Here is a 12,768-nt window from a genome sequence, read left to right as displayed (position 1 = left end):
AAAAACAACATAAAAATACCTAAAAATGAAATTTGGTTACTTTGACGACAAAAACAGGGAGTATGTAATTACCAATCCACAAACACCCTATCCCTGGATTAATTACCTTGGGAATGAAGATTTCTTTTCGCTCATTTCGAACACTGCCGGTGGCTATTCATTTTACAAAGATGCCAAATTCAGGCGCCTCACCCGTTACCGCTACAACAACGTCCCAACCGATGCAGGCGGACGTTATTTCTACATAAAAGATGAGGAAACCGTTTGGTCGCCGGGCTGGAAGCCCATGAAAACACCGCTCGACAAATACGAGTGCCGGCATGGGATGAACTACACCAGTATCGAAGGCGAAAAAGACGGATTGAATGCAAAAATTGTATTTTTTGTTCCCTTAAAAACCTGGGCCGAAATACAGAAAGTGACCCTTTCGAATACTACCGGCAAAACAAAAAAAGTGAAGCTATTCTCGTTTGCCGAATGGGCACTCTGGAATGCAGCCAGCGACATGGAAAATTTTCAGCGTAATTTTTCAACCGGCGAAGTCGAAATTGAAGGTTCGGTATTATACCACAAAACAGAATACAAGGAAAGACGCAATCATTTTGCCTATTATTCCGTAAACACGGCCATCGATGGTTACGATACCGATCGGGAATCGTTTTTCGGGCTGTACAACGGCTTTCACGAACCCGATGCCGTACTTGAAGGCAAACCCCGGATGAGCGAAGCACACGGCTGGTCGCCCATCGCTTCACATTACATCGAAGTTGAGCTGAAACCCGGCGAATCGAAAGATTTTGTTTTCGTTTTAGGCTATGTCGAAAACGATGAAGACGAGAAATGGGAAGCAAAAAATGTTATCAACAAAACAAAGGCAAAAGAAACCATTGGGCGTTTCGATACAGTTGAAAAAGCAGATGATGCCCTGGCTGAATTACGGACTTACTGGGACCAGCTTTTAAGTGTCTATACAATTAAAACAGGCCAGGAAAAGCTCGACCGGATGGTTAACATCTGGAACCAGTACCAATGCATGATCACCTTCAATTTTTCCCGCTCTGCTTCCTTCTTCGAAAGTGGCATTGGACGTGGTATGGGTTTCCGCGATTCGAATCAGGATCTGATCGGTTTTGTTCACCAGATTCCCGAACGTGCCCGCGAACGCATCATCGACATTGCCTCCACACAGTTTCCCGACGGAGGCTGCTACCACCAGTACCAGCCACTTACCAAGCGCGGTAACAACGACATTGGCGGCGGCTTTAACGACGATCCCCTTTGGCTTATTCTCGGAACAGTAAGTTACATTAAAGAAACCGGTGATTTCAGCTTACTCGACGAGCAAGTGCCCTTCGACAACGATATGAGCTTAGCCCGCCCGCTTTTCGACCACCTTACCGTATCGTTCGACCATGTGATAAACAACCTCGGACCTCATGGGCTGCCACTAATAGGCCGTGCTGACTGGAATGACTGTCTGAACCTCAATTGTTTTTCGAACGACCCCAACGAATCGTTTCAAACCACCGAAAATAAAACCGAGGGGTCAAAAGCAGAATCGCTGATGATCGCCGGACTTTTTGTGGTTTACGGACAGGAATATGTCGCATTGTGCAACAAACTGGGAAAAACCGGAGAAGCTGAACGTGCACAACAACATGTTGATGCAATGAAAACAGCCGTAAAAAAACACGGATGGGATGGTGATTGGTTCCTTCGTGCTTACGATTTTTATGGAAATAAAATCGGAAGCAAGGAAAACGAAGAAGGAAAAATCTTTATCGAATCGAACGGCTGGTGCAGCATGGCCGAAATTGGAAAGGAAGAAGGCATGCTCGAAAAAGCACTCGATTCAGTGAAAGAACATCTCGATTGCGAATACGGCATTGTATTGAACCACCCACCTTTTACAAAGTATTACATCGAATATGGCGAAATTTCGAGTTATCCGCAGGGCTACAAGGAAAATGCCGGTATTTTCTGTCACAACAATCCATGGATCATGATTGGCGAAACCAAGATCGGCCGTGGTGATCAGGCATGGGAATATTTCCGCAAAATATGCCCGTCGTACCTCGAAGAAATCAGCGAGCTGCACAAAACCGAACCCTATGTTTATTCACAGATGATCGCGGGGAAAGATGCCTTTAAGCCCGGTGAAGCAAAAAATTCATGGCTTACCGGAACCGCAGCATGGAATTTCTTTGCTATCAGCCAGTCAATCCTGGGTATTCAACCTGAATACGATGGTTTGAAGATCGATCCGTGCATCCCCAAAAGCTGGCCGTCTTATGAAGTAAAACGCAAATTCCGCAATGCAAACTACCACATCAGGGTCGAAAATAAACAAGGAGTAAGCAGCGGTGTAAAATCAGTGGTGGTCGACGGAGTACCCTACAACAGTAGGCTTATTCCAGCTTTCAATGATGGGCAAGACCACACCGTACTGGTTGAACTTGGAGAATAAAATAAGCACATATAAAAAAAGACGCCCGTGGTAAGCGGGCGTCTTTTTATGTCTTAATCATTGCTAAATGGTGTAAACTTTCCTTTAATCTTCATGTTAAATATGAATCACCTGAATTGAAAGCTGATGCAGATTAAAGCAAATACGCCCGAAGAATACCTCGATCAGTTGCCCGCCGATCGCAGGGAAGTAATGGTGGCATTAAGAGAAATCATTCAAGAGAACCTTCCCCAGGGCTTTGACGAAGTCATTAATTATGGTATGATTTCATGGGTGGTTCCTCACCGGAACTATCCCAGGGGCTATCATGTAAATCCAAAACTTCCACTACCTTTTATAAGTATTGCAGCACAGAAAAACCATTATGCACTGTATCACATGGGCCTGTATTCCAACAAAGCCTTACTGGACTGGTTTCTTGCAGCTTATTCCCAATTCACACACACGAAGCCCGATATGGGAAAAAGCTGCCTTCGTTTTAAAAAACCCGAACATGTTCCTTTTGATTTGCTGGGGCAATTGTGCCAAAAAATGTCGGTAGACGAATGGATTAAAGTGTACGAACAGTCGCTCAAAAACACTTAAACTGCTGTTGCATTAAGTGAAACTGTTGAAATTCTGAAATCGTCGATTGGTGCATTTTGGAGCCATTGCCGTTCATTTTCCCTACTAAGAATCACCGGCATACGCAACTTTGAATTGTGAATTTCGCGCATAATGCCCTGCGCTTCGGTAGTAACAATGCTGTATCCCTTCACTTTTTGTCCGTTTTGCGGGTTGGTCCATTCCGACCAGATCCCGGCAAAGGCAAACAATTCATCACCGGGCACTGTGATCAGATAACGTTGTTTTCTTTTTCCTTTGTTATCGAGCCACTTCCATTCATAAAAACCGTCGGCCAATATCATGCAGCGTTGATTCACTGCATCGCGAAACGAAGGTTTTTCTTTCAGCGTTTCAATGCGTGCATTCAGGGTGAATTTTCTGACCGACTCATCGCGGGCCCAATGAGGAATTAAGCCCCATTGAAAATGATCGATCACATTGGCTTGCTGATCGCTGATCACTGCTGTTTCGGGAAAAGCAAAACCATTGATATGCTCCGAAGGTTTGAATTTCAGCAAATCGTTGATTGCTGCGTTAAAACGCTGTTCGGCGGCCATGGCGTTTTTACTTTGTCGGCTGTGGAAACACATGATGCTTTTACGCTTATAATTTCACTTAGCCGGGTGGTATAGCGGGGTGAAAGCAAGTCCTGCTTCATTTTCCAGGTACGGTTCAAATCCTGACTCGCCAGTTTTACTTTTTGCTGCCCCATGCGCTGATTCACCCGGTCGATGCTTTTCATCAAAAGTACATGTTTTTGATTGGATTGAAAAAACAGATTTCCCTGTACTTCGTTCTCCGGTACCAGATCCATCACAATTACGCCGGCTTTCTTGTACTGATAGCCTTCTTTAAAAAGGCATTTAAGACCATTTATTGCATAGCGGGCCAGTTCGATGCCCGAATTGCTTGCCACCGGCAATTCCAGCACAATATTTTGTGCATACTGTTCGAGATCGGCTCTGAAACCGTTGGTGTGAATAAAAACCATCATGCTCCGGCAACAACTGTTTTGGGCTCTGAGTTTTTCGGCGCAGCTAACGGCGAAGGTTACAATTCGCTCTTTCAGTTCATCAAATCGGGTATACATCCTTTCGAACGAACGGGTGGTGGCAATGTTTTTCTTCTCCGCTACCTGCGCTGTTTGCACAGTTGGTTTTCCCTCCAGATCGTGCTTCAGCCGAAGGCCAACTACTGAAAAGTATTTTTTCACCCAGTTATCAGGCTGAAGTGTAAAATCAAAAGCGGTATTTATACCACTGGCTCTCAGTCGCCCGGCATAGCTGCCGCCTATTCCCCACACGTCGCCAATTTCGAGCCACTTAAGTGCCTTGATTCGTTTTTCATCCCCATCGATAAGGTATACGCCACCCGTACGATCGGCAAATTTTTTGGCGATGCGATTGGCCAGCTTTGCAAGCGATTGACTCGAAGCCATTCCTACACTTATTGGAATACCTGTTTCACGCTGCACGCGAATTTTGATTTTCCTGCCCAGATCTTCGAGTGTATTCACCGGAATTCCATCGAGCACGAGGAAAGCCTCATCGATGCTGTATATTTCCATGCCCGGAACCATCGAAGAAAGTACACTCATTACCCGCCTGCTCATATCGCCATACAAGGCATAGTTCGATGAAAAAACTGCAACCTGGTGCTTTTTGAACAAGGCCCGATAACGGAAGGCAGGTGCTCCCATTGGAATCCCCAGCTGTTTGGCCTCATCGCTGCGTGCAATCACACAGCCATCGTTGTTCGATAACACCACTACCGGCTTGCTTCGTAAATCAGGTCGAAACAACCGTTCGCACGAAGCATAAAAATTATTGCAATCAACCAATGCATACATCAAAACGACTTGATTACATGTTTTACAATACCCCAAATCACAAACTCATTGTCATTGTTCACTTTAAGCGGTTGGTACTGCTCATTGGCCGGCATCAACCAACAAGCATCGCTTGTGAAACGGAGCCTTTTCATCACAAATTCACCGTCAAGAAAACAAACAGCAATCATTCCATCGCGGGCTTCAATGCTACGATCGATTACCAAAAGATCGCCATCGTCGATTCCGGCATTCTTCATCGAATCGCCACGCACCCTTCCAAAAAAAGTAGCTGCCGGATGGCTTATCAACTCCTTGTTCAGGTCGATTGCCGCATCCATAAAATCGCTGGCCGGTGAAGGAAATCCTGCGCTAATTCCATTGGCGAACAGGGGAATCGACAACGCTTCGCCAGGAGATAGGCAAGCATGCAAAAGCATCGCTTCACCCCTGGGCGTCATTTCCGGCTTATGATAATTTTTCCTGTCAATCATACTACAAAAATAAGCACAACTTTAAAGCATTACTAATATATTTAGCTATTTATTGCGACTTGCAATCTTTTTTATCATGATGCAGGCACCAGCCAGGATTAAGAAGAATGAAAAATTTGTTTACGGCATATTTTTACTAAATTGAGGAAGCATATTCTACCATTACAAAGAAGTATTCAGATGCAAGACATTGTTGTTATTTCAGCCAATGATGCATTGAAAGAAAAGCTCCTTCAATTGCGCAATAACTACTTTCCGGGTTGTTCTGTTACATCAGCAGCCGATTATGACAATCTGATCTTACCCGGTGATAAAAAGGTTGATCTTATAATTATCGAAATGGCGCCATCCGATGATGGAATGCTGCTTACAGAAGCTGTTAGCAATAAAATATTGTCTGCGCATGGCAATCTTCTTCTGCTAAGTGAAGCAGCTGATGCATTGAGCAAAGTACTACCTGCTCACAAAATGCATAAAATCAGCATTGTGTCGCTTCCAATAAGGGAAGACACACTTGTTCCACACATTATTACACTACTCGAAAACAGCCGGCTACGCAAAAATGCCAGGATGACCTCCGAAGAAGCCGTAATTACCTCTTCTGAACTGAATGCAAAGCAGAACCATGCGCTGACTGAGCGAATCAAAGAACTGAATTGCCTGTACCAATGCTATCGCCTGATTGATTTACCAGGCATTAGCCTTGCTCAGCTGGCCAGAGAGCTTGTCAGCATTATACCGGCGTCGTGGCAATACCCTGAATCGACCTGTGCAAGGATTTCAATTGGGGAAGACCAATATTTTTCTGAAAATTTCAGCAATACAGAATGGATGCAGCAGTCGCTCATCGTTGCAGGCGGCCACCCTGTCGGTTCCATTGAAGTCTGCTACCAGCATCAGCATCCAAAGCTCGACGAAGGGCCATTTATGAAAGAAGAACGAACGCTGCTTGATACACTTGCCGGAATTGTTGGTCATTTCATCGAACGCAGGAACACTGAGCAGGATCTGCTCAATAGTCGGCAACTGCTAATTAATGCTCAACAGCTGGCGCACATGGGCGATTTTACCTGGCACATCGAAAGTGGCAAGGTACGATGGTCAAAGGCCATGTACCACTTATTGGGTTACGCTGGTGATGAAGCAATCAATTTCGATGAGGTGAACCAAAACATCCATCATCCCGACGACGCCAAATGGGTTAACCAATGGCTCAAAGAATGTATTCTATCGAATAACACCAACTTTGAACCAAGAACTTACCGTCTTATCAAAAAAGATGGAAGCACCATGCATGTTCAGACTAATATCACTGTTAAACGGGCACATGGCAAGGCAATTGAACTTTTTGGCACAGTGCAGGATATCACCCAGCTGAAGCAACTCGAATGGCAGCAACAGGCAAGCGACCAACTGCAACAAAGCATCGTAGACTCCTCTCCCATTCCAATTTTCAGTGTCGACATGGAAGGGACCGTACTCAGCTGGAATAAAGCTGCTGAATTGAACTTTGGATGGACTGCTAAAGAGGCCGTCGGAAGATTCCTGCCCATTATTCCTGTCGACAAAAAAGAAGAATACATGCAAAACCGTCTAAAAGTAGTTGAATCCGGAGGATACACCGGATTGGAATTACTTCGGCAGACCAAAGATGGCAGATTACTGGAAGTAAGCCTGAACACGGCACCTATCAGAGATCAGAAAGGGAGAATTACCGGCATAATGGCCACTATGGAAGTAATAACCCAGCGCAAAGCAGCGGAGCGAAACCTGCTCGCGAGCGAGGAAAGACTCAGAACCACTTTACATTCGATAGGCGATGCGGTAATCACAACCGATATTGAAGGCAGAATTGAACGCATGAATCCCATTGCAGAGCAACTCACCGCCTGGCCGGAGAAAAAAGCACTTGGACAAGCACTTAGCAAGGTCTTCAACATTGTGAATGCCCTAACGGGAGAACAGGTTGAGAATCCTGTCAAAAAAGTACTCGACAGCGGTAAAATCGTGGGACTGGCCAACCACACCAAACTGCTTGCCAAAAACGGAAAAGAATATCAGATAGCTGATTCTGGTGCTCCTATTTTTGATGCAAATGGCAAAATTAGCGGAGTTGTACTTGTCTTTCGTGATGTAAGCAATGAATACAAAATGCAGGAGAAGCTGATTGAAAGCGAACAGGGCTTTCGCTTAATGTTTGAAAACAATCCACATCCCATGTGGATTTACGATTTGGAAACACTCTCCTTCCTGGCTGTAAACAATGCGGCACTTCAACTATATGCTTACTCAGCTGAAGAATTTAGTCAAATGACCATTTTGGACATACGTCCCGAAAAAGACAGAAAAAGACTGGATGAAGATCTTAAACATGCCCAGCAAGGCTATCAGATCAGTGGAGCATGGCAACACATCAGGAAGGATGGTTCACTGATTGAAGTCGAAATTTCCTCTCATTCACTTACCTTTAATAAACGCAAGGCAAGGCATGTGTTGATCCACGATATTACGGAAAAAAAACTTCAGGAAAAAGCACTCGAGGCCAACGAGCAACGCTTCAGAAGCATCGTAGAAGGTGCCCCCGATCCCATTTTCATTCTTCAAAAGGAAAAATTCAGCTATCTCAATCCCTCAGCCTGCCACTTTTTTGGTATAGCAAAGCAAAAACAGCTCACTGGTACCAGGGTTGAAGACACCATCCATTCCGATCAACGAAGCGAAGTTGGAAAGTGGCTCGAGCGACCAGCTTCCAGCGTTGACGATGGCAAACTCGATGTGATTCAGTTTATTCGACCGGACGGGAAATTAGTATGGGCCGAGATTTCGGGTGAACCCATCGACTATGAAGGACAACAAAGCATGCTTGTTTTCTTAAGGGATGTAACGCTTCGTATTCAATCGGAAAATGCATTGCATGAGAGTGAACAGCGCTGGCAGTATGCGCTCGAAAGTGCTGGCGATGGCTTATGGGACTGGAACCTGAAAACCAACGAGATTTTCTTTTCTGAACACTGGAAAAGCATGTTAGGCTATGCGCCCGACGAAATTCGGGATCATTTTTCCGAATGGGAGGAACGGGTACACCCCGATGATTTACCCTTGGTTTTAGATGCCATCCAAAAATACTTAAAGGGATTTTCATCCTATGAACCTTCGGCAATACCGCTTTTTCAAATTGAACATCGTATTCGCTGTAAAAACAAACAATATAAATGGATCGTAGTCAGGGGAAAGGTAATTGAAAGTGACAAACAACAAAATCCCTTGCGCTTTATTGGCACGCATACCGATATCACCGAACGCAAACTAACTGAACTTCAACTTAAAACCACACAGTTTGGCATCGATCATGCCCAAATAGGGATCTATCAGATAGAAGAAGACGGATCAATTATTTATGCGAACCAATATGCTGCTCAAAGTTTAGGATATACCCGTGAGGAATTGCTTCACTTATCACTTTTTGATATCACCCCTGCTTTTGACAAAAAAACATTCAGCGACCATCGTGTACAAACACGAAAGCTGGGAAGCAAGACCCTGGTCACTGAGCATCGTAAAAAAGACGGAACCATTTTCCCCGTTGAGGTCACCATAAATTACTTCCATTTTAACGACAAAACCATGTCGTTCTCGTTTGTAAAAGATATTACCAAACAACAAAAAATACAGCAGCAACTTGCCCACACAAACGAACTGATGCGCTACATCATTGAGCATGCCAACAGTGCTGTGGCCGTTTTCGACTGCAACATGAACTATGTTTTTGTAAGCCAGCGCTTCATCGATGAACATCAAATTGCTGATGCTGAAATCATCGGGAAAAATCATTACGAGATTTTTCCCAATATTCCGTCCAAATGGAAAACTATTCACCAACAGGCCCTTGCCGGTGAGGTGCTGCATAAAAACCGCGACATGATCCAAAAATCGGATGGCAGCATGATCTGGACCCGCTGGGAATGCCGTCCATGGTTTAAAGGTGCCGGAGTAATCGGAGGCATAGTGCTTTATACTGAAGAAATCACTGCACGGGTGAAAGCAGAGCATGCCATCCGCGAAAGTGAACAAAAATACCGCAGTCTGGCCGAAAATATATCGGAAGCCATCTGGACCACCGATGTGCACTTCAATACAAACTACATCAGTCCGGCAATTGAAAAAATAATTGGAATTTCTCCTGCCAAATACATGCAACTAAAGCTTGATGAACGATTCCCTCCTTCTTCTGTAAAAATTCTTGAAGAAATGATAAGCAGGGAATTAAAGAACGACGAAATTCCTGAAATCGATAAAAACCGTTCACTCCGTTTTCAGTTGGAACACTATCATCACAAAGGCGGTACATTATGGATTAGTATGAATATTGCCTTAATCAGGGATGAAAATGGAACCATAACCGGTTTTCATGGAATTACACATGATATAACAGCACAGAAGAAAGCAGAACTGGCTTTGAGAAAATTAAAAGGACAGCTTGAAGAACAGGTCGCAGAAAAGACAAAAGAGCTCAACGAACGCGTCAGGGAACTTCAACGCTTCCACGATGCCACCATTGACAGGGAGTTCCGGATCAAAGCCTTGCGCGATGAAATCAAACAACTTAAAGGTGGAAAATCATGATAGGCAGACTTATTATCATCATTCAACTATTGGGCTGCTTATGGCTGTTTTCGTCAAATGCCGAAGCTGCACTTCCTTCAATTCCCGACAGCATCGTTGTAGGCACCGAACCCGACTATCCGCCCTATTGTTCGCTCGACGAGAACAACCAGCCAACAGGTTTTGCTGTTGAACTGATCAGGGAAGCAGCTCGTGCCGCGGGCATGAAAGTCCAATTCAAGTTAGGTCCCTGGATGTCCATCAACGATCAATTGGCCGAAGGAAGAATTGATGCACTCCCCATAGTCGCCCGTATCCCCGAACGCAATGCAAAATATGACTTTACCATACCTTATCTGACACTCAACGGGGCTGTTTTTGTAAAAAAAGATGACCGTTCAATCAGCTCATTAAACGACCTTAAAAATAAAAAGGTATATGTAATGAGGGGAGATAATGCTGAATATTATGTACGTCGGGAAAACATCAGTTCATCGATTTACACCACCACGACCTTCGACGAAGCCTTCGAAAAACTAGCCAATGGCGAAGCCGATGCGGTAATAACCCAGCGCATAATCGGTCTGAAAATTATTGAACGCCTGAAGTTGAAAAGCATTGCACCACTCGATATTGAACTTCCTACTTTCAGAGTACAATTTTGTTTTGCAGTAAAAAAGGGCAATCAGCCATTGCTTAAATTACTGAACGAAGGTTTATCGATTGTAATAGCGAATGGAACATTTACCAATATCCACACAAAATGGTTTGGTCCCACCATCAAGGAAAAATTATCGAAACGCGATATCTTTCAGATCGTTTTGTATGTGAGTGTCCCTTTAATTATTCTGCTGTCACTATTTTGGATTTTTGCCCTTCGTCGTGAAGTAAAACGACGCACACGCCATCTCAAAGCCGAGACCCGCGAACACAAAAACACCTGGCAGACACTCCGACAAAAACAAATTCTTTTGGAGGAAAGAGAAGCACAAAACAACCTTCTGCTCAATTCGACGGCCGAAGGAATATATGGTATCGACATTCATGGCAAATGTACTTTCATCAACAAATCGGCGCTTGAATATCTTCGTTTTGAAAATGAAAATGATTTGATTGGCAGGGATATGCATGCGCTGATCCACCACACAGGTACCGATGACCGGCCCTGTGAACGAAGCAAGTGTAAAATTTACCAGGCTGTTAATACAGGAGAAGGAACCCATGATTCGGAAGAAATATTCTGGCGTTCGGACAACAGCAGTTTCGAGGTAGAATACTTCTCTTATCCCATTCGTAAAGAGGGTGTTATCATTGGCGCCGTGGTCACCTTTTGGGATATTTCGGACCGAAAAAAAGCCGAACAAGAGCTACGTCAACTCAAAAACCAGCTTGAATTGCAGGTTGAAGAACGCACCGCACAATTGAATAAGCAAATTGAAAAATTAAATAAAAGCCAGCAAGCCATGCTCTTCATGGTCGAAGATCTGAATGAGCTTACTTCAAAAATGAATGACGAAAGACAGAAGTTGGAGCAGTCAAACAAAGAGCTGGATGCATTTACCTATTCCGTATCGCACGACCTGAGAGCTCCCTTACGGGCAATTAACGGTTATTCGGGTTTTCTGCTTGAAGATTATGCGTCCGATCTCGATGCCGAAGCTCAACGTTTTTTGACGATCATTCGCGATAATGCCAATAAAATGGATCGCCTTATCACCGACATGCTTAATCTGTCAAGAATATCGAGAGCCGAAATGCGCTTCTCCAAAGTTGATATGCAGGCCGTTGCCAACGATACTTTTTATGACCTTGCTACAGAAAAAGAAAAAGCAGCCTTTCAATTGATCATTCATCCCCTGCCGCTGATTGAATGCGATTATGGACAAATAAAGCAGGTGTGGCAAAACCTGATAGGCAACGCGCTAAAATACAGTGCAAATGCTGAAAACAAACAAATTGAAATTAAGGCTGAAAAACAGGATGACGAATACCATTTTCATGTAATCGATCAGGGCGCAGGGTTCGATCCCAAATATGGCGACAAGTTATTTGGCGTTTTTCAACGCCTCCACAGCGACGAAGAATTTGAGGGTACCGGAGTCGGACTTGCCATTGTACAGCGCATTATTCACCGGCATGGCGGTCGTGTTTGGGCCAAGGCACAGCCCAACAAGGGGGCCACTTTTAGCTTTTCTTTACCAAGCAACAGTAATATTTCCTAAAATTGCACTAAAGTACTGAACAATAAGGATGATAACTGACTTACTACTACATCGTAACACGATAAACCCGTGAACCCAATGAAAAACTATGGAAAATTTAAAAGAAGTTGAGATACTGATTGTTGAAGACAATCCGCTGGATGCCGAAATGGCATTGAGAGCCCTGAAAAAAAACAAGCTGACCAACAATGTAATGGTCGTTGGTGACGGAGAAGAAGCCCTTGACTTCCTGTTTGCCAAAGGCAAATATGAAGAAAGGATCAACATCAACCGACCAAAGATTATTCTACTCGATCTGAAACTTCCCAAAATCAACGGTCTGGAGGTATTAAAGGTTTTGAAAAGTGACCCGCAAACGAAAATTATTCCGGTAATCATGCTCACCTCGTCAAAAGAAGAATCGGATGTTATAAAAAGTTACGAGTTAGGCGTTAACAGCTATATTGTAAAACCTGTCGATTTTGATAAATTTGTTGAAGCCATCAGAAACCTGGGTTATTACTGGCTCCTGCTCAATCAGCAAACAAGCTGATATTAAAAACAACAGAC

Annotated in this window: 8 protein-coding genes; 5 read left to right on the top strand and 3 right to left on the bottom strand. The window is 44.1% G+C overall.

Translation table 11 applies throughout. The features are described from left to right. The first annotated feature begins 25 nt into the window (after positions 1–25). Together FHS86_RS07200 and FHS86_RS07195 are read left to right on the top strand one after the other, a co-directional pair. On the top strand, positions 26–2,467 hold the full coding sequence (locus FHS86_RS07200; RefSeq protein ID WP_429412310.1) for a GH36-type glycosyl hydrolase domain-containing protein: 2,442 nt from the start codon (positions 26–28) through the stop codon (positions 2,465–2,467). A gap of 126 nt (positions 2,468–2,593) precedes the next feature. Then, positions 2,594–3,052 carry a DUF1801 domain-containing protein gene (locus tag FHS86_RS07195; protein WP_429412309.1) on the top strand — a complete coding sequence of 153 codons (459 nt, stop codon included), beginning with the start codon at positions 2,594–2,596 and terminating at the stop codon, positions 3,050–3,052. Here the strand turns inward: FHS86_RS07195 and FHS86_RS07190 are convergent. From FHS86_RS07190 to FHS86_RS07180, 3 genes are read right to left on the bottom strand one after another with little or no spacing between them, the layout of a single operon-like run. Then, positions 3,049–3,630, bottom strand: coding sequence for an SOS response-associated peptidase (locus FHS86_RS07190; RefSeq protein WP_429412308.1), 582 nt, complete (start codon positions 3,628–3,630; stop codon positions 3,049–3,051). The two genes, FHS86_RS07195 and FHS86_RS07190, sit on opposite strands and share 4 nt — an antisense overlap. After that, a complete protein-coding gene (locus FHS86_RS07185) occupies positions 3,585–4,922 on the bottom strand; it encodes a Y-family DNA polymerase (RefSeq protein WP_429412307.1) in 1,338 nt (445 codons plus the stop codon). Before FHS86_RS07185 ends, FHS86_RS07190 begins: the two co-directional genes overlap by 46 nt. Then, positions 4,922–5,395, bottom strand: a complete 474-nt coding sequence (locus FHS86_RS07180) for a LexA family protein (protein ID WP_429412306.1) — start codon at positions 5,393–5,395, stop codon at positions 4,922–4,924. Before FHS86_RS07180 ends, FHS86_RS07185 begins: the two co-directional genes overlap by 1 nt. Before the next feature lie 180 nt (positions 5,396–5,575). Between FHS86_RS07180 and FHS86_RS07175 the strand changes: the two genes are divergently transcribed. From FHS86_RS07175 to FHS86_RS07165, 3 genes are all read left to right on the top strand, one after another. Then, positions 5,576–10,018 carry a PAS domain S-box protein gene (locus FHS86_RS07175; protein ID WP_429412305.1) on the top strand — a complete coding sequence of 1,481 codons (4,443 nt, stop codon included), beginning with the start codon at positions 5,576–5,578 and terminating at the stop codon, positions 10,016–10,018. Beyond that, positions 10,015–12,219 (top strand): transporter substrate-binding domain-containing protein, encoded by a 2,205-nt coding sequence (locus tag FHS86_RS07170; RefSeq protein ID WP_429412303.1) that lies wholly within the window; start codon positions 10,015–10,017, stop codon positions 12,217–12,219. Before FHS86_RS07175 ends, FHS86_RS07170 begins: the two co-directional genes overlap by 4 nt. An 88-nt stretch (positions 12,220–12,307) precedes the next feature. Further along, a complete protein-coding gene (locus FHS86_RS07165) occupies positions 12,308–12,751 on the top strand; it encodes a response regulator (RefSeq protein ID WP_429412302.1) in 444 nt (147 codons plus the stop codon). Positions 12,752–12,768 lie beyond the last annotated feature (17 nt).

The organism is Roseimarinus sediminis (genome assembly GCF_050433125.1).
In the GTDB taxonomy this organism is placed as follows: Bacteria; Bacteroidota; Bacteroidia; order Bacteroidales; family Prolixibacteraceae; genus Roseimarinus; species Roseimarinus sediminis.
This window is presented reverse-complemented; position numbering and strand designations above follow the sequence as displayed.